Genomic DNA, 26,548 nt, shown 5'->3' with positions numbered 1-26,548 from the left:
GGAAATCCACAATGACTGTCCGCGCCACTTGTAAGAACCCTCTGAATTTCACTGCAGAATCGACACTACTGCGCCATGCGGTTCGCGCGGCACTGCTGACCACCGCGCTGGGCGTCAGCGTGTTACCGAGCCTGAGTCTGGCCGCCAACACCGGCACCGAGATCAGCCACCGCTACAACATTGCTGCCGGGCCATTGGGCGAGGCGTTGAATCAGTTTGCCCGGCAGGCCGGCATCACCTTGGCGATGACGCCGCAACAGACTCAAGGTCAGCAATCCCCCGGCGTGCAGGGTGAATATTCGACCGATCAGGCCTTGAGCCATTTGCTCGGCGGTTCCGGACTGGAAGCCGTCAGTCAGGACGGCAGCAGTTACATTCTTCGCCCACTCGCTGAAAGCGAAGCACTGGCCTTGCCGACCACCGATATCAAAGGCTTCGCCCTCGGCAACGCGCTGGGCAGCATGGCCGGCTACAACGCCACGCACAGCCAGATCGCCACCAAGACCAGTACCGCCCTGCTGGAGACTTCGCAAAGCGTGTCCGTGGTCACACGTGAGCAGATGGATGACCAGGGCTCACAAACTGTCTCGCAAGCGATGCGTTACGCCCCGGGCGTGCTGACCAATCCGTACGGCGCCACGCACCGTTACGACTATGTAGCGATGCGTGGCTTCAACGACGGCTCGGTGGACAACATCTATCTCGACGGCCTCAAGTCGATGGGTGACAGCGGCACTTACAGCACCATGCAGGTCGATCCATATTTCCTCGAGCGTGTGGACATTCTCAAAGGCCCGTCGTCCGTGCTGTACGGACGTAGCTCGCCCGGCGGTCTGGTCGCGCTGACCAGCAAAAAGCCGTTGTACGAGGCTTATCATCAGGTTCAGGCCACAGTAGGGACGCAAGGCCAGCGCGGAGTTGGGTTTGACTTCAGCGGTCCGGTCGATGACGACAAGCGCATTGCCTATCGTCTGACCGGATTGAGCGATCAGTCCGACACGCAATTCGATCACAACAAGGAAAAACGCTTCGCCCTCGCGCCGACGTTGAGCATCGATTTCAGCGAAGACACCTCGCTGACCCTGCAGGCCTACCTGCAACACGATCCGGACGGTGGCTACCACGGCGGCGTTCCGGCGGACGGCACGATCCATCAGCGCAATGGCGAGCGCATCTCGCCGCGCTTCTTCGAGGGCGAGCCGGGGATCGACGGCTACTCCCGTGACCAGCAATCGTTCGGCTATCAGTTCGAACATCGCTTCAACGATGTCTTCACCGCCCGGCAGAACTTCCGCTATCTCGATTCCAAAGTGAACATGGATCAGGTCTACGCCTATGGCTGGACCACCCCGACCAGCAATGAACTCAACCGTTATTACACCGGCGGTGACGAGCGCCTGCATGCGTTTATCGTCGACAACATGCTGCAGGCCGAATTCTTCACCGGCGCGACCAAGCACACGGTGCTGGTGGGCGCGGATTATCAGCGGCGTAAAACGGTGGTCGACTGGACCAGCGGTGGACTGGCGCCGATCAATGCGTTCAATCCGGTGTATGGCAATTCGGCGATCGAAATGTACGGCGACACCAGCTATCTGCGTCGGCTGGAGCAGACCGGTGTGTATCTGCAAGACCTGATCGAAATGGACAAGTGGCGCTTCTCGCTGGGCCTGCGTCAGGACTGGGTGGAGACATCCGATGAAAACCGTATTGCCGAAGCGGGGCGCCCGGTTGATACAGAGATCAATGATCGCCGCACGAAACTCACTGGGCGCGCCGGCGCTTTATACCTGTTTGATAACGGTCTGGCGCCATACATCAGCTACTCCGAGTCGTTTAACCCGAACTCCTATGCAGACAGCGCCGGCAATCCACTGGCCCCCACCGATGGCACGCAGTGGGAAGTCGGTTTGAAGTACCAGCCGCCGGGCACCGACAACCTGTTCACCGCCTCGCTATTCCGCATCGACCAGAAAAACCTCGCCACCAAACTGCCCCAGGAAAACTTCTATCGCGCGGTCGGCGCTGTGCGCTCGCAGGGTCTGGAGCTGGAAGCGCACATGCAACTGACCGACAACTTCAAGGTGCTCGGCAGTTACACCTTCACTGACATCGAATATTCGAAATCGATGATCAGTACCTTGAGTACGCCGACCGATGTCATCGAGAACAAGGGTAACTCGCCGACTCAGGCGCCGCGACACATGGCCTCGCTGTGGGCTGACTACAAGTTCGACAGCGCCGCACTCGATGGGCTGCGCTTGGGCGGTGGGGTGCGCTATGTCGGCTACAGCTGGGCCGATGCGGAGAACACGATGAAGGTGCCGTCTTACACGCTGTTCGACGCCTCGATTGGTTATGACCTGGGCAAGATTGGTTTGAAGGGTGTTGATGTTCGGCTCAATGCAAACAACCTGACCAATGAATCCTATGTCGCGTCCTGCGCCAGTCTGAACTTCTGCTACATGGGCGAAGAACGCAACGTAGCGGCGACCGTCAGCTATCAGTTCTAAAGCATTGTTCTGTGCATAAAAAAGCCAGCCCCTGCTGTCAGGGGCTGGCTTTGTCGTTTATTCGGGGTGTCTTGCATGCGTGCGTTTCTGGTTTTGTTGCATCGTTATATGGGCTTGGCTACTGCTGTGTTTCTTGTGTTGGCGGGCCTCACAGGCAGTGTACTGGCGTTCAATCATGAACTGGATGAGTGGCTGAACCCGCAGTTCTATGAGGCGACTTCACAGGGTGAGCGCTTGCCGCCGGGCGCGTTGGTAGATGCGGTGCAGACTGCGCATCCGAAATTGCAAGTCTGGTACATGGAGTATCCGCAGGAGGCGGGGCATACGGCGCTGCTGGCGGCAGTTCCACGCAATGATCCAGCAACGGGTCAGCCGTTCAATGAACGTAATCAGGTGTTTTATCTGGATCCGGTGAGTGCGGAGCACAAAGGCGCGCGTTACTGGGGCGAATGCTGCTTTCAGCGGGAGAACTTCATCCCGTTCATTCTGGAGTTTCACTACAACCTGACATTGCCCGGTAACTGGGGATTGCTGTTGATGGGTGGGGTGGCCATCGCGTGGGTGATCGACTGCTTTATAGCATTGTGGCTGACCTTGCCGCGCGGCAAGCCCTTCTGGAAGAAGTGGGCGACTGCGTGGAAGGTGAAAGGCGGGCATGCCTACCGTTTGAACTTCGATCTACATCGCGCCGGCGGATTGTGGTTGTGGCTACTGTTGTTACCGATCGCCGTCAGCAGCGTGGCGATGAACTTGCCGAGCCAGGTGTTCAAGCCTGCGGTTTCGTTGTTTTCGCCAATCGAGCCGAGCGTTTATGAAGCCAGAGGACGAATGCCCGCTGATCAACTGGGGACGACACAGTTAAGTTATCAACAGGCGTACGAAAGGGCATTGCAGGAAGGGAAACGATTAGGACTGACGGCGGCAATCGGCGAGTTGTATTACAGCTTTGAGTACAACTTCTACGGCGCAGGGTTTGGACAGCACGATACGGACGCACACGGTAAATCCTGGTTGTTCTTTCACGGTACCGACGGACGCTTGTTAGGACAGGAAATCGCCGGACAGGGCACGCTGGGAGAGCAGTTCTATCGACTGCAGTTGCCGATACATGGGGGACGGATCATCGGGGTGACAGGGCAGGTAATGATCGCTGTATTGGGTGTGTTGATTGCGGGGCTGTCAGGGACGGGGGTATATATCTGGTGGCGCAAGTGGCAGGCAAGACGCAGCAGCAAGAATCGCAGAACGGCCTGATCGTTTATACACGCTTAAATGACAAAACCCCTGTCTGCGTTAGCAGACAGGGGTTTCGGAATTCAATCTTGACGATGACCTACTCTCACATGGGGAAACCCCACACTACCATCGGCGATACATCGTTTCACTTCTGAGTTCGGGATGGGATCAGGTGGTTCCAATGTTCTATGGTCGTCAAGAAATTCTTTATCTGGCCCGTCAACACGGTAACAGGCCAGCAAAAACAGGAACTTCTACTAAAACAAAACCCCAACTGCTTTCGCAATTGGGGTTTCGGAATTTAATCTTGACGATGACCTACTCTCACATGGGGAAACCCCACACTACCATCGGCGATGCATCGTTTCACTGCTGAGTTCGGGATGGGATCAGGTGGTTCCAACGCTCTATGGTCGTCAAGAAATTCGGGTACTGACTCGTGACCAGATGGCCTCGCTTCAGCAAATTGGGTATGTGACATCTGGTGTTTGTGCGTTTCGAACTTTCGGTTCGTTTCGTCTTCACACACCGCAATCTGGCGCCTTCTCAGGTCAGCAAATTGCTTGGGTGTTATATGGTCAAGCCTCACGGGCAATTAGTATTGGTTAGCTCAACGCCTCACAGCGCTTACACACCCAACCTATCAACGTCGTAGTCTTCGACGGCCCTTCAGGGAACTCAAGGTTCCAGTGAGATCTCATCTTGAGGCAAGTTTCCCGCTTAGATGCTTTCAGCGGTTATCTTTCCCGAACATAGCTACCCGGCAATGCCACTGGCGTGACAACCGGAACACCAGAGGTTCGTCCACTCCGGTCCTCTCGTACTAGGAGCAGCCCCTCTCAAATCTCAAACGTCCACGGCAGATAGGGACCGAACTGTCTCACGACGTTCTAAACCCAGCTCGCGTACCACTTTAAATGGCGAACAGCCATACCCTTGGGACCGGCTTCAGCCCCAGGATGTGATGAGCCGACATCGAGGTGCCAAACACCGCCGTCGATATGAACTCTTGGGCGGTATCAGCCTGTTATCCCCGGAGTACCTTTTATCCGTTGAGCGATGGCCCTTCCATACAGAACCACCGGATCACTAAGACCTACTTTCGTACCTGCTCGACGTGTCTGTCTCGCAGTCAAGCGCGCTTTTGCCTTTATACTCTACGACCGATTTCCGACCGGTCTGAGCGCACCTTCGTACTCCTCCGTTACTCTTTAGGAGGAGACCGCCCCAGTCAAACTACCCACCATACACTGTCCTCGATCCGGATAACGGACCTGAGTTAGAACCTCAAAGTTGCCAGGGTGGTATTTCAAGGATGGCTCCACGCGAACTGGCGTCCACGCTTCAAAGCCTCCCACCTATCCTACACAAGCAAATTCAAAGTCCAGTGCAAAGCTATAGTAAAGGTTCACGGGGTCTTTCCGTCTAGCCGCGGATACACTGCATCTTCACAGCGATTTCAATTTCACTGAGTCTCGGGTGGAGACAGCGCCGCCATCGTTACGCCATTCGTGCAGGTCGGAACTTACCCGACAAGGAATTTCGCTACCTTAGGACCGTTATAGTTACGGCCGCCGTTTACCGGGGCTTCGATCAAGAGCTTCGCGTTAGCTAACCCCATCAATTAACCTTCCGGCACCGGGCAGGCGTCACACCCTATACGTCCACTTTCGTGTTTGCAGAGTGCTGTGTTTTTAATAAACAGTCGCAGCGGCCTGGTATCTTCGACCGGCATGGGCTTAAGGAGCAAGTCCTTCACCCTCACCGGCGCACCTTCTCCCGAAGTTACGGTGCCATTTTGCCTAGTTCCTTCACCCGAGTTCTCTCAAGCGCCTTGGTATTCTCTACCCAACCACCTGTGTCGGTTTGGGGTACGGTTCCTGGTTACCTGAAGCTTAGAAGCTTTTCTTGGAAGCATGGCATCAACCACTTCGTCACCCAAAGGGTAACTCGTCATCAGCTCTCGGCCTTGAGATCCCGGATTTACCTAAGATCTCAGCCTACCACCTTAAACTTGGACAACCAACGCCAAGCTGGCCTAGCCTTCTCCGTCCCTCCATCGCAATAACCAGAAGTACAGGAATATTAACCTGTTTTCCATCGACTACGCTTTTCAGCCTCGCCTTAGGGACCGACTAACCCTGCGTCGATTAACGTTGCGCAGGAAACCTTGGTCTTTCGGCGTGGGTGTTTTTCACACCCATTGTCGTTACTCATGTCAGCATTCGCACTTCTGATACCTCCAGCAAGCTTCTCAACTCACCTTCACAGGCTTACAGAACGCTCCTCTACCGCATCATCCGAAGATGATACCCGTAGCTTCGGTGTATGGTTTGAGCCCCGTTACATCTTCCGCGCAGGCCGACTCGACTAGTGAGCTATTACGCTTTCTTTAAAGGGTGGCTGCTTCTAAGCCAACCTCCTAGCTGTCTAAGCCTTCCCACATCGTTTCCCACTTAACCATAACTTTGGGACCTTAGCTGACGGTCTGGGTTGTTTCCCTTTTCACGACGGACGTTAGCACCCGCCGTGTGTCTCCCATGCTCGGCACTTGTAGGTATTCGGAGTTTGCATCGGTTTGGTAAGTCGGGATGACCCCCTAGCCGAAACAGTGCTCTACCCCCTACAGTGATACATGAGGCGCTACCTAAATAGCTTTCGAGGAGAACCAGCTATCTCCGAGCTTGATTAGCCTTTCACTCCGATCCACAGGTCATCCGCTAACTTTTCAACGGTAGTCGGTTCGGTCCTCCAGTCAGTGTTACCTAACCTTCAACCTGCCCATGGATAGATCGCCCGGTTTCGGGTCTATTCCCAGCGACTAGACGCCCTATTAAGACTCGCTTTCGCTACGCCTCCCCTATTCGGTTAAGCTCGCCACTGAAAATAAGTCGCTGACCCATTATACAAAAGGTACGCAGTCACAGAACAAAGTCTGCTCCCACTGCTTGTACGCATACGGTTTCAGGATCTATTTCACTCCCCTCTCCGGGGTTCTTTTCGCCTTTCCCTCACGGTACTAGTTCACTATCGGTCAGTCAGTAGTATTTAGCCTTGGAGGATGGTCCCCCCATATTCAGACAAAGTTTCTCGTGCTCCGTCCTACTCGATTTCATGACTAAGAGATTTTCGCGTACAGGGCTATCACCCACTATGGCCGCACTTTCCAGAGCGTTCCGCTAATCTCAAAGCCACTTAAGGGCTAGTCCCCGTTCGCTCGCCACTACTAAGGGAATCTCGGTTGATTTCTTTTCCTCAGGGTACTTAGATGTTTCAGTTCCCCTGGTTCGCCTCTTGCACCTATGTATTCAGTACAAGATAACCATCTTATGATGGCTGGGTTCCCCCATTCAGACATCTCCGGATCAAAGTCTGTTTGCCGACTCCCCGAAGCTTTTCGCAGGCTACCACGTCTTTCATCGCCTCTGACTGCCAAGGCATCCACCGTATGCGCTTCTTCACTTGACCATATAACCCCAAGCAATCTGGTTATACTGTGAAGACGACATTCGCCGAAAATTCGAATTTCTCAACTAAGAGAACTCACAAATTTTACCTTAGCCTGATCTGTTACCAGTGAAAGTAACGTTCAGTCTATCTTTCTATCACATACCCAAATTTTTAAAGAACGATCTAATCAAAAGACTAGAAATCAATATTCAGTGCGAATATTCATTTCTAAACTCTCAAACTTCGAAGCAGTTTATGGTGGAGCCAAGCGGGATCGAACCGCTGACCTCCTGCGTGCAAGGCAGGCGCTCTCCCAGCTGAGCTATGGCCCCATAACAAAATTGGTGGGTCTGGGCAGATTCGAACTGCCGACCTCACCCTTATCAGGGGTGCGCTCTAACCAACTGAGCTACAGACCCAATTTCGAGCTTGTAACTGTTAGCTCAGAGCTATCAGCTTGGAGCTTAAAGCTGCTTCTATCGTCTTCTTCAATGAATCAAGCAATTCGTGTGGGAGCTCATGCAACAGCTGATGTCGTCGATTAAGGAGGTGATCCAGCCGCAGGTTCCCCTACGGCTACCTTGTTACGACTTCACCCCAGTCATGAATCACACCGTGGTAACCGTCCTCCCGAAGGTTAGACTAGCTACTTCTGGTGCAACCCACTCCCATGGTGTGACGGGCGGTGTGTACAAGGCCCGGGAACGTATTCACCGCGACATTCTGATTCGCGATTACTAGCGATTCCGACTTCACGCAGTCGAGTTGCAGACTGCGATCCGGACTACGATCGGTTTTATGGGATTAGCTCCACCTCGCGGCTTGGCAACCCTTTGTACCGACCATTGTAGCACGTGTGTAGCCCAGGCCGTAAGGGCCATGATGACTTGACGTCATCCCCACCTTCCTCCGGTTTGTCACCGGCAGTCTCCTTAGAGTGCCCACCATTACGTGCTGGTAACTAAGGACAAGGGTTGCGCTCGTTACGGGACTTAACCCAACATCTCACGACACGAGCTGACGACAGCCATGCAGCACCTGTCTCAATGTTCCCGAAGGCACCAATCCATCTCTGGAAAGTTCATTGGATGTCAAGGCCTGGTAAGGTTCTTCGCGTTGCTTCGAATTAAACCACATGCTCCACCGCTTGTGCGGGCCCCCGTCAATTCATTTGAGTTTTAACCTTGCGGCCGTACTCCCCAGGCGGTCAACTTAATGCGTTAGCTGCGCCACTAAGAGCTCAAGGCTCCCAACGGCTAGTTGACATCGTTTACGGCGTGGACTACCAGGGTATCTAATCCTGTTTGCTCCCCACGCTTTCGCACCTCAGTGTCAGTATCAGTCCAGGTGGTCGCCTTCGCCACTGGTGTTCCTTCCTATATCTACGCATTTCACCGCTACACAGGAAATTCCACCACCCTCTACCATACTCTAGCTTGCCAGTTTTGGATGCAGTTCCCAGGTTGAGCCCGGGGATTTCACATCCAACTTAACAAACCACCTACGCGCGCTTTACGCCCAGTAATTCCGATTAACGCTTGCACCCTCTGTATTACCGCGGCTGCTGGCACAGAGTTAGCCGGTGCTTATTCTGTCGGTAACGTCAAAATTGCAGAGTATTAATCTACAACCCTTCCTCCCAACTTAAAGTGCTTTACAATCCGAAGACCTTCTTCACACACGCGGCATGGCTGGATCAGGCTTTCGCCCATTGTCCAATATTCCCCACTGCTGCCTCCCGTAGGAGTCTGGACCGTGTCTCAGTTCCAGTGTGACTGATCATCCTCTCAGACCAGTTACGGATCGTCGCCTTGGTGAGCCATTACCTCACCAACTAGCTAATCCGACCTAGGCTCATCTGATAGCGCAAGGCCCGAAGGTCCCCTGCTTTCTCCCGTAGGACGTATGCGGTATTAGCGTTCCTTTCGAAACGTTGTCCCCCACTACCAGGCAGATTCCTAGGCATTACTCACCCGTCCGCCGCTGAATCCAGGAGCAAGCTCCTTTCATCCGCTCGACTTGCATGTGTTAGGCCTGCCGCCAGCGTTCAATCTGAGCCATGATCAAACTCTTCAGTTCAAACATCTTTGGGTTTTTAAGAAACCCTAAACTTGGCTCAGCAATCGTTGGTTACATCTTTGATTTCTCGCGGAGTAACTTGTGATGCTGATAATCTTGTTGACTATCAGTCTGACTGCACAAGCACCCACACGAATTGCTTGATTCAGTTGTTAAAGAGCGGTTGGTTAAGATCTTTCGTCTCAACCGAGGCGCGCATTCTACAGCAGCCTCATTTGCTGTCAAGTGATTATTTTCAGAAGTTTTCGAAGAATTCTTCAACAACTTCAACCACTTGCGCTTCCGATCTCTCGTTAGCGGGAGGCGAATTCTACAGCGTTAATCGCTGCTGTCAACACCTCTTTTTCTCCACTTTCGACCGAGAAGATCGAACCGTTAAAAGAGCTACACATCACTGCTCGTTCAACTCCTTCCAGGCTTCGATGATTTGAAGCAAGCCGCTGTCGAAAACTGCGTAACTCTTTGAATCTCAAGGAGTTTTCCGTTTCGACTGCGCCGGAAGTGGGGCGAATTATAGACCCCTGAAATCTGCCGTCAACCGTTAATTTCGCTTTTCTTTCAATAAGTTGCGTATTGGTTAAAAAACATCCAATCAGATGAGAAAAGAGCGCCTTCTATATAGAAGAAGACTTAAAGGACGCCTTCCTCCTTCAACATAGTCACCGCACCTGCCTTCAGACCCAGCACCCGCTGCAGAACCTCTAATGTGTGCTCACCCAATAAAGGAGGCGCATGGCGATATTCAACGGGCGTCTCCGACAATCGAATCGGGCTGGCCACCTGAGGCACCATCCCCGCCAATGCATGAGGCAGTTCGATCGCCAGACCGCGCGCCTTCACTTGTGGGTCTTCAAACACCTGCGACAGATCATTGATCGGCCCACAAGGCACACCCGCCAGCTCCAGTTGTGCAACCCACTCGGCCGTCGTCTTGAAGACAGTCGCCTGGCGAATCAAGGGAATCAACACCGCACGGTTCGCCACCCGCAGCTTGTTCGTCGCGAAGCGTGGATCATCCGCCCACTGCGGCTGCCCGGCGACTTCGGCGAACTTGCGGAACTGCCCGTCATTACCTACGGTAAGAATGAAGTCGCCATCCGCCGTAGGAAAGTCCTGATAAGGCACAATATTAGGATGTGCATTACCCAGCCGCTTTGGCGCAGTGCCCGTGGTCAGGTAATTCATCGCCTGGTTGGCCAGACACGCGACCTGCACATCCAGCAACGCCATATCGATGTGCTGGCCGCCACCGTCGTGATCGCGATGAGCCAATGCCGCGAGGATCGCCACCGTCGAATACAGCCCGGTGAGAATATCCGTCAGCGCCACGCCCACTTTCACCGGGCCAGCGCCGTCATCTCCTTCAGGTCGACCGGTCAGACTCATCAAGCCGCCAAGGCCCTGGATCATGAAGTCATACCCCGCACGCTTGGCGTAAGGGCCGGTCTGGCCGAAGCCGGTGATGGAGCAATAGATCAGATTCGGGTTGAGCGCCTTCAGCGACTCATAGTCCAGACCATAAGCCGCTAGACCACCTACTTTGAAATTCTCAATCAGAATGTCCGACTTTGTCGCCAGGTCGCGCACCAGCTTCTGCCCTTCAGGCCGGGTGAAGTCGATGGTTACCGATTGCTTGTTGCGGTTGGCCGACAAGTAATACGCCGCTTCCGACGTATTCTCGCCATAAGCGTCTTTAAGGAAGGGCGGACCCCACGCGCGAGTATCGTCACCATTGCCGGGGCGCTCGACCTTGATCACTTCGGCGCCAAGGTCGGCGAGGATCTGTCCGGCCCAAGGCCCGGCCAGCACTCGTGATAAATCCAGTACCCGCAGATGCGACAGTGCGCCCATGATCCGCTCTCCTATTAATAGAACGCTTGCAGACCGGTTTGCGCACGCCCGAGGATCAGCGCGTGAACGTCGTGGGTACCTTCATAGGTATTCACTACTTCTAGGTTAACCAAGTGACGGGCCACGCCGAACTCATCAGAGATGCCATTGCCACCAAGCATGTCGCGCGCCATCCGTGCGATATCCAGCGATTTGCCGCAAGAGTTGCGTTTCATGATCGAAGTGATTTCAACGGCGGCGGTACCTTCGTCTTTCATACGACCCAGACGCAGACAGCCTTGCAGTGCCAGGGTGATTTCGGTCTGCATGTCGGCGAGTTTCTTCTGCACCAGTTGAGTCGCGGCCAACGGTCGACCGAACTGCTGACGATCCAGCGTGTATTGGCGTGCGGTGTGCCAGCAGAACTCGGCGGCGCCCAGCGCGCCCCAGGAAATGCCGTAGCGTGCGGAGTTGAGACAGGTGAACGGACCTTTCAGGCCACGCACGTCCGGGAAGATGTTTTCTTCCGGCACGAACACGTTGTCCATGACGATCTCACCGGTGATCGAAGCGCGCAGGCCGACCTTGCCATGAATCGCCGGAGCGCTCAGACCTTTCCAGCCTTTCTCCAGAACGAAGCCACGGATATCGCCGGCATCGTCCTTGGCCCAGACCACGAAGACGTCAGCGATCGGGCTGTTGGTGATCCACATTTTCGCGCCGGTCAGGCTGTAGCCGCCATCGACCTTGCGCGCCCGAGTGATCATCGCGCCCGGATCGGAACCGTGGTTCGGCTCGGTCAGACCGAAGCATCCGATCCATTCGCCGGATGCCAGTTTCGGCAAGTACTTTTGTTTCTGTGCTTCGGTACCGAATTCGTTGATCGGCACCATCACCAGTGAGGATTGCACGCTCATCATCGAGCGATAGCCAGAGTCGACGCGCTCGACCTCACGCGCGATCAAGCCATAACTGACGTAATTCAGACCGCTGCCACCGTATTGCTCGGGAATGGTCGCGCCGAGCAGGCCGACTTCGCCCATCTCACGAAAGATTGCCGGGTCGGTCTTCTCATGACGGAATGCTTCGAGGACACGCGGCGCCAAGCTCTGCTGAGCGAACTGTTCGGCAGTGTCGCGGATCATGCGCTCTTCTTCGGTGAGCTGTTGATCCAGCAGCAGGGGATCGATCCAGTTGAAGCTAGCTTTACCGCCCATGAGTGTGCCCTCGCATCGGGTGAATTAACGTGGCATTGATCCTAGGCGCGGTTCGCCATCGCGGCAAACGAGGATTTCGCATCCTGTTGTGCTAATTTCTCACTTCGAACCGTCGCGAAATGCCATTTATGCGGCGCATTAGTGAGGTTGACGTACATGCGCAGGAAAATCCCCAGCACCGCCGCCCTGATCAGCTTCGAAGCTGCCGCCCGCCATGAGAGCTTTACCCGTGCCGCTGAAGAGCTGTCACTCACCCAGGGCGCCATTTGCCGACAGATCGCCAGCCTCGAAGAGTTCCTCAGTGTGCAACTGTTCCGGCGCTCGCGACGTGGGGTGAAGCTGACGGAAGCGGGACTTTCCTACAGCCGCCGGGTGGCGACTCAGCTCGATGCAGTGGAGCGCGATACCCTCTCGGTGATGGGCCAGCAGGGCACCAACGTTATCGAGCTCGCCGTGGTGCCGACTTTCGGCACGCAATGGCTGCTGCCACGCCTCAAGGATTTCCAGCTCAAACACCCGGAAGTGACCGTCAATCTGACCAACCGCACCCGGCCCTTCCTGTTTGCCGACACCCAATTCGATGCCGCGATCTACTTCGGTGATGCCGATTGGTCGGGTACCGAATCCCACAGATTGATGGGCGAGAATCCGATGCCGGTGTGCAGCCCCGCCCTACTGGGCAGTCGCAAGCAGCTGACAGCCGCAGCCATCGCCGAGTTACCGCTGCTGCAGCAGACCACCCGACCCTACGCTTGGCGCCAATGGTTCAACTCGCAGCAACTGAATATCCCTCGCGACATGACAGGTCCACGCTACGAGCTATTCTCCATGCTCGCCCAGGCAGCCATGCACGACATGGGCGTCGCGCTGATTCCGCCGTTTCTGATCCAGCGCGAGCTGGCAGAGAAACGGCTGGTGGTTGCCAACCCTCAAGCGCTCTCCAGCATCAAGGCCTATTATCTGATGATTCCGGAGCGAAAGGTCGAATCGGCATCGCTGAAGGCATTTCGCGACTGGCTGGTAAATCAAGCGCAGAGCTACAGCCTAGAAGAATAAAGGCTCTGCGTAATACTTAACCCCGTAGTCAGAAAAACCAAAGCCCTACAGATATAACTATTTGTCGCTTTCGCGCAGACTGTATCCGAAAGTCGTACAGACGTCCCACAAGCTGCCAAACACGTGGCTTTGAGCCTAAAATGGCGACTCATTGCTGCTTATTCACGCCACCGATGCGAAATTTTTCTAAATTCAGCCAGAATCCTTGCAGGGCACGGCCTGCAAGGGGTTCACCTGGCCATCTGCGACATTCGGTCACGGCATGACTTGTAGTTAATTTTCCGTCACCCGTCATAATCCCTTGAAGGGCATAAAGTTCGCCTGCAAAATGCCGCGCCCCGCCCTGATTCGGCGGGATCGTGCTGATCGGCCGCCCCAGTCGCACCATCCGTAGTGCATGGGTTTACTCAATAAGATCACGCAGGAGATTTGACGTGCACATTGGTGTTCCTCTCGAAACCCAGACCGGTGAAACACGGGTTGCTGCAACCCCGGAAACCATCAAGAAGCTGATCAGCCAAGGCCATAAGGTCACTGTACAAAGCGGCGCCGGCGTCAAAGCCAGTGTTGTTGACAGTGCCTATGAAGCGGCCGGCGCAAGCATTGGCAGCGCCAATGATGCGTTTGGCGCCGAGCTGATACTCAAAGTGGTCGCGCCAAGCGATGCCGAACTGACGCTGATCAAGCGCGGTGCGGTGCTGGTGGGTATGCTCAACCCATTCAACAACGAGACCATCGCGAAGATGGCTGAGTGCGGCATTACCGCGTTCGCCCTCGAAGCGGCGCCGCGTACCTCGCGGGCGCAGAGCCTTGATGTGTTGTCGTCGCAAGCGAACATCGCCGGTTATAAAGCGGTGCTGCTCGCCGCTCACTATTACCCACGCTTCATGCCGATGCTGATGACTGCTGCGGGCACCGTGAAAGCGGCGCGCGTGCTGATTCTCGGCGCGGGTGTGGCCGGTCTGCAGGCGATTGCCACGGCGAAACGTCTGGGTGCGGTGATCGAAGCGTCTGACGTACGCCCAGCCGTTAAGGAACAGATCGAATCCCTCGGCGCCAAGTTCGTCGACGTGCCGTACGAGACCGATGAAGAGCGCGAATGTGCCGTCGGTGTCGGCGGTTACGCGCGGCCCATGCCGGCGAGCTGGATGCAGCGTCAGGCCCAGGCTGTGCACGAGCGCGCCAAGCAGGCCGATATCGTCATCACCACCGCGCTGATTCCGGGCCGCAAGGCGCCGACGCTGCTGAGCGCCGAGACCGTGGCGCAGATGAAACCGGGCTCGGTGGTCATCGACCTTGCCGCCGCCCAGGGTGGCAACTGCCCACTGACCGTCGCCGATCAGGTCGTTGTGGAAAACGGTGTGACCATCGTCGGCCCGACCAACCTCGCCGGTGAAGTCGCTGCCGATGCTTCGGCGCTGTACGCACGCAACCTGCTGGACTTCCTCAAGCTGGTGTTCACCAAGGAAGGCCAGTTCGACGTCAACCTCGAAGACGACATCGTCGCCGCGTGCCTGATGTGCCGCGACGGCCAAGTCATCCGCAAAAACGCCTAAGCAGGGATTCAGACGATGGAAGAGCTTATCTCCCCCGGTATCTACAACCTGATCATCTTCGTGCTGGCGATTTATGTCGGTTACCACGTGGTCTGGAACGTTACGCCTGCGCTGCACACGCCGTTGATGGCGGTGACCAATGCCATTTCCGCGATCGTGATAGTCGGTGCCATGCTCGCGGCCGCACTGACCGTCACGCCGCTGGGCAAGACCATGGGCACGCTGGCTGTGGCACTGGCGGCGGTCAATGTGTTCGGTGGCTTCCTGGTCACCCGCCGCATGCTTGAGATGTTCAAGAAGAAAGCCCCGAAAGCAAAAGAAGAGGCGCCGAAGTAATGAGCATGAATCTCGTCACGACGCTCTACCTGATCGCGTCGATCTGCTTTATCCAGGCCCTCAAAGGCCTGTCGCACCCGACTACTTCGCGGCGCGGCAACCTGTTCGGCATGCTTGGCATGGCGTTGGCTATCATCACCACGGTCGGCCTCATCTATAAGTTGGGCGCTGAGCTGGCTACGGCTGGTATCGGTTATGTCATCGTTGGTCTGCTGGTCGGCGGCACCGCCGGTTCGATCATGGCCAAGCGCGTTGAAATGACCAAGATGCCGGAACTGGTAGCGTTCATGCACAGCATGATCGGCCTCGCGGCGGTGTTCATTGCCATTGCGGCGGTAGTTGAGCCGCAGTCGTTGGGTATCGTTAAACAGCTGGGCGATGCGATCCCGGCGGGCAACCGTCTGGAGCTGTTCCTCGGCGCTGCGATCGGTGCGATCACCTTCTCCGGTTCGGTGATTGCCTTCGGCAAGCTCTCGGGCAAGTACAAGTTCCGCCTGTTCCAGGGCGCGCCGGTACAGTTCGCCGGTCAGCACAAACTCAATGCGATTCTGGGTCTGGCTACGCTGGTGCTCGGCCTGACCTTCATGTTCACCGGCAACCTCACGGCGTTCGCGCTGATGCTGGCGCTGGCGTTCGTGATGGGCGTGTTGATCATCATCCCGATCGGCGGCGCCGACATGCCGGTGGTGGTGTCGATGCTCAACAGCTATTCCGGCTGGGCGGCGGCGGGGATCGGCTTCTCGCTGAACAACTCGATGCTGATCATTGCCGGCTCGCTGGTGGGTTCGAGCGGCGCGATTCTCTCGTACATCATGTGCAAGGCGATGAACCGTTCCTTCTTTAATGTGCTGCTCGGCGGTTTCGGCAATACGGCAGATGCAGGCCCTGCTGGTGCGCAGGAAGCCCGTCCGGTGAAATCCGGCTCGGCTGATGATGCAACCTTCCTGCTGACCAACGCCGACACCGTGATCATCGTCCCGGGTTACGGCCTGGCAGTGGCCCGTGCACAACACGCATTGAAGGAACTGACCGAGAAGCTGACCCATCGCGGCGTAACCGTGAAGTACGCGATCCACCCGGTTGCCGGTCGCATGCCTGGGCACATGAACGTCCTGCTCGCCGAGGCCGAAGTGCCTTACGACCAGGTGTTCGAGATGGAAGACATCAACTCCGAATTCGGCCAGGCCGACGTGGTGCTGGTGCTCGGTGCGAACGACGTGGTCAACCCGGCCGCGAAGAACGATCCGAAGTCGCCGATTGCCGGCATGCCGATTCTCGAAGCGTTCAAGGCCAAGACCATCATCGTCAACAAGCGCTCGATGGCCAGCGGCTATGCCGGTCTGGACAATGAACTGTTCTATCTGGACAAGACCATGATGGTTTTCGGCGATGCGAAGAAAGTCATCGAAGACATGGTCAAAGCGGTCGAGTAATTCACCGTTGCAATAGCGAACGCCCCGACCTGTCGGGGCGTTTTTGTTTGCGCCACACACTGGACAATTTACCGCGTTGTTGCAGATCCGGTAACGGTGTTTTACTGCAAACCCGCGAAATAGAGGCCTCGTTTGCGACCTTGGTAGCGGGACAGGCGCCGGCCAAATTCACTAGACTGCGCATCCTGCTACTCGTTGCCCGAGATAATAATCCATGTACCGTGACCGTATTCGCCTGCCTTCGTTGTTGGATAAAGTGATGAGCGCTGCCGACGCTGCCGCTCTGATTGAGGACGGCATGACCGTCGGCATGAGCGGTTTCACCCGCGCCGGCGAAGCCAAGGCCGTTCCCCACGCACTGGCCGAGCGCGCCAAGGTCACGCCGCTGAAGATCAGCCTGATGACCGGCGCCAGCCTGGGCAACGACCTCGACAAGCAACTCACCGAGGCCGGTGTGCTGTCGCGGCGCATGCCGTTTCAGGTCGACAGCACGTTGCGCAAGGCAATCAACGCCGGCGAAGTAATGTTCATCGACCAGCATCTCTCGGAAACGGTCGAGCAGTTGCGCAACCAGCAGTTGAAACTGCCGGACATCGCCGTCATCGAGGCAGTCGCCATCACCGAACAAGGCCATATCGTGCCGACCACTTCGGTGGGCAACTCGGCCAGCTTCGCGATCTTCGCCAAACAAGTGATCGTCGAGATCAACCTGGCCCACAACGCCAACCTCGAAGGCCTGCACGACATCTATATCCCGACGTACCGCCCGACGCGCACGCCAATCCCGCTGGTGAAAGTCGACGATCGCATCGGCAGCGCGGCAATTCCGATTCCGCCGGAGAAGATCGTCGCGATTGTCATCACTCAGCAGTCGGACTCGCCGTCTACAGTGTCGGTACCGGACGTCGATACCAACGCTATCGCCGAACACCTGATCACCTTCTTCAAGCAGGAAGTTGCGGCCGGCCGCATGACCAACAAGCTTGGCCCACTGCAGGCCGGCATTGGCAACATCGCCAACGCGGTGATGTGCGGCTTGATCGACTCGCCGTTCGAAGACCTGACCATGTACTCGGAAGTGCTCCAGGATTCGACTTTCGACCTGATCGATGCCGGCAAGCTGAGCTTCGCCTCGGGCAGTTCGATCACCCTGTCCGAGCGGCGCAACAGCGACGTGTTCGGCAACCTGGAGAAGTACAAGGACAAACTGATTCTGCGGCCGCAGGAGATCTCCAATCACCCGGAGGTGGTGCGGCGTCTGGGTATCATCGGCATCAACACCGCGCTGGAGTTCGACATCTACGGCAACGTCAACTCCACCCATGTCTGCGGCACGCGGATGATGAACGGCATCGGCGGCTCCGGCGACTTCGCGCGCAATGCGCATCTGGCGGTATTCGTGACCAAGTCGATCGCCAAGGGTGGCGCTATTTCCAGCGTGGTGCCGATGGTCAGCCACGTCGACCATACCGAGCATGACGTCGACATCCTGGTGACCGAAGTCGGCCTCGCCGACCTGCGTGGCCTGGCGCCACGGGAGCGTGCACGAGTGATCATCGACAACTGCGTGCATCCAGACTTTCGCCAGGCACTGAATGACTACTTCAGCGCTGCCTGTGCAATCGGCGGTCATACCCCGCACATTCTGCGCGAAGCACTGAGCTGGCATATGAACCTGGAAGAAACCGGGCGCATGCTGGCGGTGTGATTCACACAGATAATCACCGAGGCAAACACAGTTTTGCCTCGGTGGGTGTGCGCGAGAAGCAGGATCGCAAAAAACTGTACTGCTGTACCGGTCTTTTCCTACAGCAAAGTCCTACTCAATCCCCAGATACGAGCCGAAATGCACCAACCAAGTGCAGACAGGTACAGTTTGCCCAATTTCGACCCGTACACCATGCATAAACAGTTAACTGCTCGCTCACAATACAAATGAACTGTATCTACAGAGACTATCCAAACGAGAGGATCATGGGCACCAGTCAAACCACTACCTGATCCCGCCACAAGCGGAAGGATGTCAACCATGGAACGTACACTCAGTTCCGAACTGTTCTTCGAAGACAAAGCTGTAAACACCCAGGCTTCCCTGCCTCTGCGCGTTATCGCCAATCTGATGTTGTGGCAGCGCCGCATCTCCAGCCGCCATCAACTGGCTCGCCTGGACTCGCGTCTGCTGGCCGACGCCGGTATCAGCGAAGCACAACGCTACGAAGAGCTGAGCAAGCCGTTCTGGCGCTAAGCAGCGTCGCTGGCTCTGGTCTTCAGACCCACCGCCAGCAACCCGAATTGCACAAGCAAAACCCGTCGTGGGAAACCACGACGGGTTTTGTCGTTTCAGGGGCTTTGAATGCTCTAAAACGCATAACTGAATGAGCACAGGTACAATTTTCGAATTCTCGTATGACACCAGTACAGTCATCCAGAACCTTTGGAGTATCACTGGCCACCACTGGGCGAACCGCATTTGCCAGCCTAATATCCCTGCAGAACGTGGCGAACGTTGCGCAACAGGCGTCTGACTCCTCAGATACCGAGCCACCTCTCACTACGGTTTATCCAAAGGAGTTCCATCATGACCCGTCTTCGCCTGCTCAGTGCCGCTGCCCTGCTGGCCGTGGCTGCCAACGCCAGCGCTACCAGCTTCATCGTGACCACCGACTCGATCGTCGGCGCGCTGAAAGCCTCTTCCGATGCCACTTCCGATGTGACCTCCTCGTTCCGTGACGACAAGATCGTCCTCGCCGCACGCGACGATGCCGCCAGCTTCGTGGCGAGCGAAGGCGATATCCGTGGGGTGAAGCTGGAAAGCGCGTTTGAGCACATCCGCCATCAGGCGCCACAACTCAATGCCACCGATGCCCAATTGGCACAGGCCATTCTGACCCTCTGATCGCTTGCGGTATTGCGGGACACGGCAGCCGTGTCCCGATGTTTCAATGCTGGCTCTGGCCCGGGCTTTTGCGCTAGCCTTCAGGCTCGTCAACAGTTGTCGAGTCCCATGCGCTTTCTTCCAACTCTGCTCATCTCTTCTACTTTATTCGCTGCCTGCTGGGCGATGTCTGCCAACGCCTTCGATGCTTTCAATGCGTCGACCCAAGGCACGGTTGTCAGCGGTTACGCCACCAGCATGGTGTCTTCTGCGCCGTTCGACCGTAAACTGCTGCTCGCCGCCCATGATGACGCGGCTGCCTTTGTTGCCAGTGAAGGTGAATGGCGAGGCGCACGGCTGGAATCCGCGCTGCATTACCTGCGCAAAACCCGGCCGAAACTTCATGCCAGCGACCTTGAACTGGCAGAGGCAATTCTCGTCCAATAGTTATCCTTGTCCTTCCGGAGTCGTTCCATGCGTAGCCCGCTGATTGCTGCCGCCCTTGGCCTGTTTGTGTTGGCCGATGTGGCCCAGGCGCACACCCTGGTAGCCACCAGTAACATCATCGTTCGTGCCTCCCAGCGCACCATCGATTTCACCTCCGATACCACCACGTCGATTCGCGATTCGAAAATCATCCGCGAAGCCCACGACGACGCCGCCAGTTTCGTCGCCAGCAACGGTGACATCCGTGGCGCGCACCTCGAAGCCGCCCTCAACACCTTGCGTACCCGCGTGCCGGAAGCACGCGACGCCAGCGATCAGGTACTCGCCGAAGCCATCCTCGCACTGTGAGGTCCGTTGGCGCCTGGCTGCTGGCCGGAGCGTTGTTGCTGCTTGGCAACAGCGCCCACGCCGGCCTGCAATTGCGGCTCAAGACCGAGGGTCTGAGCTCGGCTCAACAACAGGCCAGTCAGGCGCTGATCGATGAAGCCATGGCGAAACTGCCGCCGAGCTTCATCGAGCGGCTGGATCGGCGCATCGACGTCGGCTGGACCGACGACATGCCTGCCAACGCTTATGGACAAGCGACGCTTGTGTCCGAGCTCGACCTGAATCGCAAGCTGCTCGCCGGCCTCACCGATGGCAGCGCGGCGAAAGAGAAAACCAATCGCCCCCACGGCACTGTGCGCCAGGAACTGCTGGCCACGGTGCTGCACGAAATCACCCACATTTATGATCGCGCGCGTTTATGGCCAGGCGCCGAACGCACGCTGATCCAGCGCTGCTCCCGACGCTTCAACAGCGTCGGGCTGATCGGCATTCCCGATGAGTGTCGCGGGCAGAACGGTCGCCGCTTCACCATCAGCGACGACCCGCGCCTGCTCGACCTCGCCGGGTGGCAGCAATACGTCGGCCGCCGCGGCGAGCGCGAACAACACAATCGCCAGGTCGCCCGCAGCCCGGATCTTTACGAGATCTCCAGTCCCAAGGAATTCGTTGCGGTCAACATGGAGTACTTCCTCCTCGACCCGAGCTACGCCTGCCGCCGCCCGGCGCTGTATCGCTACTACAAGGACCATTTCGGCTGGGCGCCGCCAGCACAGGACACCTGCAGCAAGAGCTTCGCCTTTCTCAATGCGGGCAATGACTTCGCCAAGCAGCCCTTGGGACAAGTCGATCCGGAACGGGTCTACGCGGTCGATTACCTGCTGGCCGAGGCCAATCAGAACTGGGTCAGCCGCTGGGGCCACAGCATGCTGCGCCTGGTGATCTGCGCCCCCGGTCGCCCGCGTGGCCCGGATTGCCGCCTCGACCTCGATCAGCACTTGGTGTTGTCCTATCGCGCCTTCGTTGGCGATGTGCAGCTGTCGAGTTGGGATGGTCTGGTCGGCAAATACCCGTCGCGGCTGTTCGTGCTGCCGCTGGCGCAAGTGATCGACGAATACACCAAAACCGAGCTGCGCAGCCTCGCTTCGGTGCCGCTGAACCTGTCTCGCGAGGAAATCGAAGGCGTGGTCGAACATGCCGCCGAGATGCACTGGAGCTACGACGGCAACTACTTCTTTCTGTCCAACAACTGCGCGGTAGAAGGCTTGAAGCTGTTGCGCAGCGGCAGCAATAACAGCCAGCTTGTCGGGCTCGACAGCATCATGCCCAACGGCTTGCTCGAAGTGCTCAAGGGCCGTGGTCTGGCCGATACCAGCGTGCTAGACGATCCGAAAGAAGCGCTACGCCTGGGCTACCGCTTCGACTCGTTCCGTGATCGCTATCAAGCGATGTTCGATGTGCTGAAGAAGCAGCTGCCGATCAAGCAGACCACTGTCGAAGACTGGCTGTCACTCAGCGCTGAACAACGCCGCGAATGGTTTGACCGCGCCGACCTGCGCACCAGCGCGGCGCTGTTGCTGCTCGAGCAGGCGAGTTTTCGCCGGCAGCTGTTGCTGGCGCAGGACGAGGTCAAGCAACGCTACCTCGGCGCCCGCGAGCTGGAAAACGGCGGCATGGACAAAGCCAACGCGACGCTGCAGGAGATCCTCGCCAACAGCGGCTTCCTCAGCCGCCCGGCGGAACTGCTCGATTCCAAAGGTTATGGACTGCCGCAGCCAAACGAGTTCAGCCGACTGGAAGCGGAAAGCAGTCAGCGCCAGAAGAAGCTGCTGGCGCTGTCCGGCGACCTTGATACCGAAGTGCGCAAACTGCTCGAACCCAAGCGCGCCGCCGAGATTGCCGCGAGCGAGGCCAATGTCAAACAGATTGGCGAGCACCTGCGCAAACTGCACAAGGCCTCCGGCGGACTGCAATTGCCCTGAGCACAAAAAAAAGGCTTCAGAACGATGTTCTGAAGCCTTTTTGGTTTTCCCTGCGGTCTTAGACGCGAGCCTTGCGCACGCCTTGGGACAGCGCCGAACACAGACTCAACACGCCATCGATGGCCTGCTCAGGCGTATCGGCACTGGCGATGTGATCGATCAACGCCGAGCCCACCACCACACCGTCAGCCAGACGCGCGATCGCTGCGGCCTGCTCCGGTGTTCGGATACCGAAACCGATGCTGATCGGCAGGTCGGTATGCCGACGCAGACGTGCAACCGCCTCTTCCACATGCTCCAGAGTCGCTGCACCGGCACCGGTGACACCCGCGACGGACACGTAATAGACAAAACCGGAACTGCCGTTGAGCACGCGCGGCAGACGCGCGTCGTCAGTGGTCGGCGTGGTCAGGCGGATGAAGTCCAGACCGGCAGCCTGCGCCGGGTCGCACAGTTCTTCGTTGTGCTCTGGCGGCATGTCGACCACGATCAGGCCGTCAACGCCAGCCTCTTTGGCTTCGGCGATGAAGCGCTCGACGCCGAATTTGTGGATCGGGTTGAAATAGCCCATCAACACCAGCGGCGTGTCGCTGTTGCCTTCACGGAACTCGCGAACAATTTGCAGGGTTTTCGCCAGATTCTGTTTGGCGCCCAGTGCGCGGATATTGGCCAGCTGGATCGCCGGGCCATCGGCCATCGGATCGGTGAACGGCATGCCCAGCTCGATCACATCGGCACCTGCGGCAGGCAGGCCTTTGAGGATTGCCAGCGAAGTGTCGTAGTCAGGATCACCGGCAGTGACAAAGGTCACCAGCGCGGCGCGGTTCTGTTGCTTGAGGTCGGCAAAGCGGGTTTGCAGGCGGCTCATCAGTGTTTCTCCTGCTGCGACTGTTGCATATGGTGCATCACGGTTTGCATGTCCTTGTCGCCACGGCCCGAGAGGTTGACCACCATCAGGTGATCCTTCGGCAGCTTCGGTGCGCGCTTGAACACTTCGGCCAGGGCGTGGGCGCTTTCCAGGGCAGGAATGATCCCTTCCAGACGGCAGCATTTGTGGAACGCTTCGAGGGCTTCGTCGTCGGTCACCGAGGTGTACTGGACGCGGCCGATGTCATGCAACCAGGCGTGTTCAGGGCCGATGCCCGGATAGTCGAGGCCGGCTGAAATCGAGTGGGCGTCGATGATCTGGCCATCGTCGTCCTGCAGCAGGAACGTGCGGTTACCGTGCAGCACGCCCGGCACGCCGCCGTTCAGGCTGGCCGCGTGCTTGCCGGTTTCGATGCCGTAACCGGCGGCTTCGACACCGATGATTTCCACGCTTTTGTCGTCAAGGAACGGGTGGAACAGGCCCATGGCGTTGGAACCGCCACCGATGCACGCCACCAGGCTGTCCGGCAGACGACCTTCCTGGGCTTGCAGCTGATCACGGGTTTCCTTGCCGATGACGGCCTGGAAGTCGCGGACCATTGCTGGATACGGGTGTGGGCCGGCTACGGTGCCGATCAGGTAGAAGGTGTTGTCGACGTTGGTCACCCAGTCGCGCAGGGCTTCGTTCATCGCGTCTTTCAGGGTGCCGGTACCAGCGACAACCGGAATCACTTCAGCGCCGAGCAGTTTCATGCGGAAGACGTTGGCCTGCTGACGTTCGATGTCGGTGGTGCCCATGTAGATCACGCAGTCCAGACCGAAACGCGCAGCAACGGTGGCCGTAGCCACGCCGTGCATGCCGGCGCCAGTCTCGGCAATGATGCGCTTCTTGCCCATGCGCCGCGCCAGCAGAATCTGGCCGATGCAGTTGTTGATCTTGTGCGCGCCGGTGTGATTCAGCTCTTCACGCTTGAGGTAGATCTTGGCGCCGCCGCAGAATTCGGTCAGGCGCTCAGCGAAATACAGCGGGCTCGGGCGTCCGACGTAGTCGCGCTGGAAGTAGGCCAATTCTTCTTTGAAGGCCGGATCTTCCTTGGCCGCTTCGTACTCGCGAGCCAGGTCGAGGATCAACGGCATCAGGGTTTCCGCTACATAACGGCCACCGAACGCACCGAACAGGCCGTTGGCGTCGGGGCCGTTACGCAGATCGGAGGTGTGCGAAGTCTGGGTCATGGGTCGCTCCAGGTGGATTCGGTCAGAAGACAATGACGACCACTCTACCCCTGACTTTCCAGGCTGAAAACCGATAAGATCGCCTAAACCTGTCAGGAAAACTCACAGATACCATGAGCCATGACCTTCCCCCGCTGAATGCCTTGCGCGCCTTCGAGGCCACCGCCCGACTGAACAGTGTGAGTCAGGCTGCCGAACAGCTGCACGTCACCCACGGCGCGGTCAGCCGCCAGCTCAAGGTGCTTGAGGAACATCTCGGCGTGAGCCTGTTCATCAAGGACGGGCGCGGCTTGAAACTCACAGATGCCGGCGTGCGTCTGCGCGATGCCAGCGGTGAAGCGTTCGATCGGCTGCGCAGTGTTTGCGCCGAACTCACACAAAGCACAGCGGATGCGCCATTCGTGCTGGGTTGTTCGGGGAGCCTGCTGGCGCGCTGGTTTATTCCACGCCTGGGGCGGCTGAACGCTGATCTGCCGGATTTGCGTCTGCACCTGTCGGCCGGTGAAGGCGATCTCGATCCCCGCCGCCCGGGGCTGGACGCGCTGTTGCTGTTCGCCGAGCCACCGTGGCCGGCCGATATGCAGGTCTATGAACTGGCGGCGGAACGCATCGGCCCGGTGATGAGCCCGTTATTCAGCGGTTATCGAACGCTGCAAGCCGCTCCGGCGGAACAACTGCTCCACGAGCTTTTGCTGCACACCACCTCTCGTCCACAAGCCTGGCCCAGCTGGGCGCAGCAAAACCACCTCGATCCCAAGGCGTTGAAGCTCGGGCAAGGTTTTGAGCATTTGTATTATTTGCTGGAGGCGGCTGTTGCAGGTCTCGGCGTGGCAATCGCTCCGGAGCCGCTGGTAATCGAAGATCTGAAGGCGGGGCGCCTGGTTGCGCCATGGGGCTTCTGCGAAACCCAGGCGCAACTGGCGTTGTGGCTACCCAAGCGCGCCGCAGACGGACGCGCCCGGCAACTGGCGCAGTGGCTCAAGAACGAGCTGCGCCAGACTGATCACTCGCCGCGCTTGAACAAAAAGTAGGCAGCGAGCAGACCGATGGCACCGACAGCCACGCCGGCTGTGGTCCATGGGTGTTCCTGCGCGTAGTCACGAGTGGCAATGCCGGTCTCGCGGGTTTTCACTTTGACTTCTTCGTACGCGTCGCTGAGCAGATGACGGGAATGTTTCAGCGCACTTTCAGCGTTGCTTTTCAGCGCCTTGAGGGTCTTGCGCGACTCGTCCGAAGCATCGTCTTTCAAGCTTTCCAACGATTTGAGCAGACTCTCGATCTCGGCTTCCATGCTTTGCAACGAGGCTTTACGTAAAGAGGTGTTGGCCATGGTGGCTCTCCTGCATTGGTGATGAGTGGCGTGTGTTGGTTGGGACTTCACCACTTCGAGAAAGTGCAGAAATTCTGAACTTCGGCAGCGCAGCGGCGCCGAAATCAACAGTGCAATTGCCTGCTAGTCTCAATTTCACACGCCATTCCAACCCAAGGAGATCGCCATGAGTGACCATCACACGTACAAGAAAGTCGAACTGGTCGGTTCGTCCACCACCAGCATCGAAGACGCCATCAACAATGCCCTGGCCGAGGCCAACAAGACCCTGCGCAATCTGGAATGGTTTGAAGTGACTGAAACCCGCGGCCACATCGAAAACGGCCAAGTGGCGCATTTTCAGGTAACGCTGAAAGTCGGCTTCAAGATTGTCGCCAGCTGAGTTTGAGCTAGTCTTCTGAACTTGCGCGCTGGCCGAGTGCCATAGGGAATGGCAAAGCGCTACAAGGTGAGCGCATCGGGTGGATGACTCGATGCCCGCCTCTTTCAATCCGACCAGGGAGTGCGACCGATGAAGAAGTTCATGTTGGCAGTAGGTTTGTTGAGCCTTGCGGGTGGTGCATTTGCAGCCGGCAAACCTTGTGAAGAGCTGAAAAGCGAAATCGCAGCGAAACTCGACGCCAAGGGCGTTTCCGGTTATTCGCTGGAGGTTGTCGACAAGGGTGCAGCGGCTGACGGCGATGTCGTCGGCAGCTGCGAAGGCGGCAGCAAGGAAATCGTCTACAAGCGCGGTTGATTGCGCCTGAAATACAAAAGCCGACGTCGATGCGTCGGCTTTTTTGTG

The 26,548-nt window shown here is 57.4% G+C and carries 20 protein-coding genes, 2 tRNA genes and 4 rRNA genes; 15 read left to right on the top strand and 11 right to left on the bottom strand.

Annotated features, from left to right (window positions below; all coding sequences use genetic code 11):
- Nucleotides 1–11: 11 nt before the first annotated feature.
- Together ACZ0AZ_RS09580 and ACZ0AZ_RS09575 are read left to right on the top strand one after the other, a co-directional pair.
- Nucleotides 12–2,513: a TonB-dependent siderophore receptor gene (locus ACZ0AZ_RS09580; protein ID WP_463537266.1), complete on the top strand. Its 2,502-nt coding sequence runs from the start codon at nt 12–14 to the stop codon at nt 2,511–2,513.
- A 75-nt stretch (nt 2,514–2,588) separates the two neighbouring features.
- On the top strand, nt 2,589–3,767 hold the full coding sequence (locus ACZ0AZ_RS09575; protein WP_039764186.1) for a PepSY-associated TM helix domain-containing protein: 1,179 nt from the start codon (nt 2,589–2,591) through the stop codon (nt 3,765–3,767).
- 66 nt (nt 3,768–3,833) lie between these two features.
- On the opposite strand, the gene rrf (ACZ0AZ_RS09570) is transcribed toward ACZ0AZ_RS09575, so the two are convergent.
- The 8 genes from rrf (ACZ0AZ_RS09570) to ACZ0AZ_RS09535 form a co-directional block, all read right to left on the bottom strand.
- Nucleotides 3,834–3,949 (bottom strand): 5S ribosomal RNA (gene rrf / locus ACZ0AZ_RS09570).
- A 105-nt stretch (nt 3,950–4,054) separates the two neighbouring features.
- Nucleotides 4,055–4,170: ribosomal RNA gene (rrf, locus tag ACZ0AZ_RS09565) — 5S ribosomal RNA — on the bottom strand.
- A 153-nt stretch (nt 4,171–4,323) separates the two neighbouring features.
- Nucleotides 4,324–7,217, bottom strand: a 23S ribosomal RNA gene (locus ACZ0AZ_RS09560).
- Between the two features lie 238 nt (nt 7,218–7,455).
- A tRNA-Ala gene (locus ACZ0AZ_RS09555) sits at nt 7,456–7,531 on the bottom strand.
- 10 nt (nt 7,532–7,541) lie between these two features.
- Nucleotides 7,542–7,618: transfer RNA gene (locus ACZ0AZ_RS09550), tRNA-Ile, on the bottom strand.
- Nucleotides 7,619–7,741: 123 nt separating this feature from the next.
- Nucleotides 7,742–9,278 (bottom strand): 16S ribosomal RNA (locus ACZ0AZ_RS09545).
- Together the 16S, 23S and 5S rRNA genes with 2 tRNA genes alongside form the textbook arrangement of a ribosomal RNA operon.
- A gap of 630 nt (nt 9,279–9,908) precedes the next feature.
- Nucleotides 9,909–11,132: a CaiB/BaiF CoA transferase family protein gene (locus ACZ0AZ_RS09540; RefSeq protein ID WP_463538771.1), complete on the bottom strand. Its 1,224-nt coding sequence runs from the start codon at nt 11,130–11,132 to the stop codon at nt 9,909–9,911.
- Between the two features lie 11 nt (nt 11,133–11,143).
- Nucleotides 11,144–12,325 carry an acyl-CoA dehydrogenase gene (locus ACZ0AZ_RS09535; RefSeq protein ID WP_039757058.1) on the bottom strand — a complete coding sequence of 394 codons (1,182 nt, stop codon included), beginning with the start codon at nt 12,323–12,325 and terminating at the stop codon, nt 11,144–11,146.
- A 156-nt stretch (nt 12,326–12,481) separates the two neighbouring features.
- On the opposite strand from ACZ0AZ_RS09535, the gene ACZ0AZ_RS09530 reads away from it, so the two are divergent.
- From ACZ0AZ_RS09530 to ACZ0AZ_RS09485, 10 genes are all read left to right on the top strand, one after another.
- A complete protein-coding gene (locus tag ACZ0AZ_RS09530) occupies nt 12,482–13,381 on the top strand; it encodes a LysR family transcriptional regulator (protein WP_129998083.1) in 900 nt (299 codons plus the stop codon).
- 434 nt (nt 13,382–13,815) lie between these two features.
- On the top strand, nt 13,816–14,937 hold the full coding sequence (locus ACZ0AZ_RS09525) for a Re/Si-specific NAD(P)(+) transhydrogenase subunit alpha (RefSeq protein ID WP_039757060.1): 1,122 nt from the start codon (nt 13,816–13,818) through the stop codon (nt 14,935–14,937).
- Between the two features lie 15 nt (nt 14,938–14,952).
- Nucleotides 14,953–15,273: an NAD(P) transhydrogenase subunit alpha part 2 gene (locus tag ACZ0AZ_RS09520; RefSeq protein WP_003220416.1), complete on the top strand. Its 321-nt coding sequence runs from the start codon at nt 14,953–14,955 to the stop codon at nt 15,271–15,273.
- Nucleotides 15,273–16,706, top strand: a complete 1,434-nt coding sequence (locus ACZ0AZ_RS09515; RefSeq protein ID WP_039757064.1) for an NAD(P)(+) transhydrogenase (Re/Si-specific) subunit beta — start codon at nt 15,273–15,275, stop codon at nt 16,704–16,706. The genes ACZ0AZ_RS09520 and ACZ0AZ_RS09515 overlap by 1 nt, the downstream gene beginning before the upstream one ends.
- A 214-nt stretch (nt 16,707–16,920) precedes the next feature.
- Complete coding sequence (locus ACZ0AZ_RS09510) at nt 16,921–18,414, top strand: acetyl-CoA hydrolase/transferase family protein (RefSeq protein ID WP_039757065.1); 1,494 nt, start codon at nt 16,921–16,923, stop codon at nt 18,412–18,414.
- A 321-nt stretch (nt 18,415–18,735) separates the two neighbouring features.
- Nucleotides 18,736–18,951, top strand: a complete 216-nt coding sequence (locus ACZ0AZ_RS09505; RefSeq protein ID WP_007911656.1) for a DUF1127 domain-containing protein — start codon at nt 18,736–18,738, stop codon at nt 18,949–18,951.
- 333 nt (nt 18,952–19,284) lie between these two features.
- Nucleotides 19,285–19,602, top strand: coding sequence for a DUF2388 domain-containing protein (locus ACZ0AZ_RS09500; RefSeq protein ID WP_129998081.1), 318 nt, complete (start codon nt 19,285–19,287; stop codon nt 19,600–19,602).
- 108 nt (nt 19,603–19,710) lie between these two features.
- Complete coding sequence (locus tag ACZ0AZ_RS09495; protein WP_039757068.1) at nt 19,711–20,028, top strand: DUF2388 domain-containing protein; 318 nt, start codon at nt 19,711–19,713, stop codon at nt 20,026–20,028.
- A gap of 27 nt (nt 20,029–20,055) precedes the next feature.
- A complete protein-coding gene (locus tag ACZ0AZ_RS09490) occupies nt 20,056–20,376 on the top strand; it encodes a DUF2388 domain-containing protein (protein WP_039757071.1) in 321 nt (106 codons plus the stop codon).
- Entirely contained in the window at nt 20,373–22,334 is a 1,962-nt protein-coding gene (locus ACZ0AZ_RS09485; RefSeq protein WP_129998080.1) for a DUF7844 domain-containing protein, read from the top strand. Before ACZ0AZ_RS09490 ends, ACZ0AZ_RS09485 begins: the two co-directional genes overlap by 4 nt.
- Nucleotides 22,335–22,392: 58 nt before the next feature.
- Here ACZ0AZ_RS09485 and trpA read toward each other — a convergent pair whose 3' ends face one another.
- On the bottom strand, nt 22,393–23,202 hold the full coding sequence (trpA, locus tag ACZ0AZ_RS09480; RefSeq protein ID WP_463537265.1) for a tryptophan synthase subunit alpha: 810 nt from the start codon (nt 23,200–23,202) through the stop codon (nt 22,393–22,395).
- Nucleotides 23,202–24,434, bottom strand: coding sequence for a tryptophan synthase subunit beta (gene trpB / locus ACZ0AZ_RS09475; RefSeq protein ID WP_039757076.1), 1,233 nt, complete (start codon nt 24,432–24,434; stop codon nt 23,202–23,204). Before trpB ends, trpA begins: the two co-directional genes overlap by 1 nt.
- Before the next feature lie 113 nt (nt 24,435–24,547).
- Here trpB and ACZ0AZ_RS09470 point away from each other — a divergent pair, with 113 nt between their 5' ends.
- Nucleotides 24,548–25,465 (top strand): LysR family transcriptional regulator, encoded by a 918-nt coding sequence (locus tag ACZ0AZ_RS09470; RefSeq protein ID WP_463537264.1) that lies wholly within the window; start codon nt 24,548–24,550, stop codon nt 25,463–25,465.
- Here the strand turns inward: ACZ0AZ_RS09470 and ACZ0AZ_RS09465 are convergent.
- Nucleotides 25,438–25,764 carry an ElaB/YgaM/YqjD family protein gene (locus tag ACZ0AZ_RS09465; RefSeq protein ID WP_039757078.1) on the bottom strand — a complete coding sequence of 109 codons (327 nt, stop codon included), beginning with the start codon at nt 25,762–25,764 and terminating at the stop codon, nt 25,438–25,440. The genes ACZ0AZ_RS09470 and ACZ0AZ_RS09465 overlap by 28 nt on opposite strands.
- 166 nt (nt 25,765–25,930) lie before the next feature.
- Here ACZ0AZ_RS09465 and ACZ0AZ_RS09460 point away from each other — a divergent pair, with 166 nt between their 5' ends.
- Both ACZ0AZ_RS09460 and ACZ0AZ_RS09455 read left to right on the top strand, forming a co-directional pair.
- Nucleotides 25,931–26,146, top strand: a complete 216-nt coding sequence (locus ACZ0AZ_RS09460; protein WP_039757080.1) for a dodecin — start codon at nt 25,931–25,933, stop codon at nt 26,144–26,146.
- Nucleotides 26,147–26,275: 129 nt separating this feature from the next.
- Nucleotides 26,276–26,500, top strand: coding sequence for a DUF1161 domain-containing protein (locus tag ACZ0AZ_RS09455; RefSeq protein WP_016772306.1), 225 nt, complete (start codon nt 26,276–26,278; stop codon nt 26,498–26,500).
- The last annotated feature ends 48 nt before the right edge of the window (nt 26,501–26,548 follow it).

This window comes from Pseudomonas sp. AC239 (assembly GCF_979258545.1).
Note: the sequence above shows the minus strand (reverse complement) of the source record. Positions and strands in the feature narration are given on the sequence as shown.

Bases quoted from the DNA above. Each gene is read 5' to 3' on its own strand.
- ACZ0AZ_RS09580 (WP_463537266.1), top strand. From the start codon at position 12: ATGACTGTCCGCGCCACTTGTAAGAACCCTCTGAATTTCACTGCAGAA.
- ACZ0AZ_RS09575 (WP_039764186.1), top strand. From the start codon at position 2,589: ATGCGTGCGTTTCTGGTTTTGTTGCATCGTTATATGGGCTTGGCTACT.
- ACZ0AZ_RS09535 (WP_039757058.1), bottom strand. From the start codon at position 12,325: ATGGGCGGTAAAGCTAGCTTCAACTGGATCGATCCCCTGCTGCTGGAT.
- ACZ0AZ_RS09530 (WP_129998083.1), top strand. From the start codon at position 12,482: ATGCGCAGGAAAATCCCCAGCACCGCCGCCCTGATCAGCTTCGAAGCT.
- ACZ0AZ_RS09520 (WP_003220416.1), top strand. From the start codon at position 14,953: ATGGAAGAGCTTATCTCCCCCGGTATCTACAACCTGATCATCTTCGTG.
- ACZ0AZ_RS09515 (WP_039757064.1), top strand. From the start codon at position 15,273: ATGAGCATGAATCTCGTCACGACGCTCTACCTGATCGCGTCGATCTGC.
- ACZ0AZ_RS09510 (WP_039757065.1), top strand. From the start codon at position 16,921: ATGTACCGTGACCGTATTCGCCTGCCTTCGTTGTTGGATAAAGTGATG.
- ACZ0AZ_RS09505 (WP_007911656.1), top strand. From the start codon at position 18,736: ATGGAACGTACACTCAGTTCCGAACTGTTCTTCGAAGACAAAGCTGTA.
- ACZ0AZ_RS09500 (WP_129998081.1), top strand. From the start codon at position 19,285: ATGACCCGTCTTCGCCTGCTCAGTGCCGCTGCCCTGCTGGCCGTGGCT.
- ACZ0AZ_RS09495 (WP_039757068.1), top strand. From the start codon at position 19,711: ATGCGCTTTCTTCCAACTCTGCTCATCTCTTCTACTTTATTCGCTGCC.
- ACZ0AZ_RS09490 (WP_039757071.1), top strand. From the start codon at position 20,056: ATGCGTAGCCCGCTGATTGCTGCCGCCCTTGGCCTGTTTGTGTTGGCC.
- trpA (WP_463537265.1), bottom strand. From the start codon at position 23,202: ATGAGCCGCCTGCAAACCCGCTTTGCCGACCTCAAGCAACAGAACCGC.
- trpB (WP_039757076.1), bottom strand. From the start codon at position 24,434: ATGACCCAGACTTCGCACACCTCCGATCTGCGTAACGGCCCCGACGCC.
- ACZ0AZ_RS09470 (WP_463537264.1), top strand. From the start codon at position 24,548: ATGAGCCATGACCTTCCCCCGCTGAATGCCTTGCGCGCCTTCGAGGCC.
- ACZ0AZ_RS09465 (WP_039757078.1), bottom strand. From the start codon at position 25,764: ATGGCCAACACCTCTTTACGTAAAGCCTCGTTGCAAAGCATGGAAGCC.
- ACZ0AZ_RS09460 (WP_039757080.1), top strand. From the start codon at position 25,931: ATGAGTGACCATCACACGTACAAGAAAGTCGAACTGGTCGGTTCGTCC.
- ACZ0AZ_RS09455 (WP_016772306.1), top strand. From the start codon at position 26,276: ATGAAGAAGTTCATGTTGGCAGTAGGTTTGTTGAGCCTTGCGGGTGGT.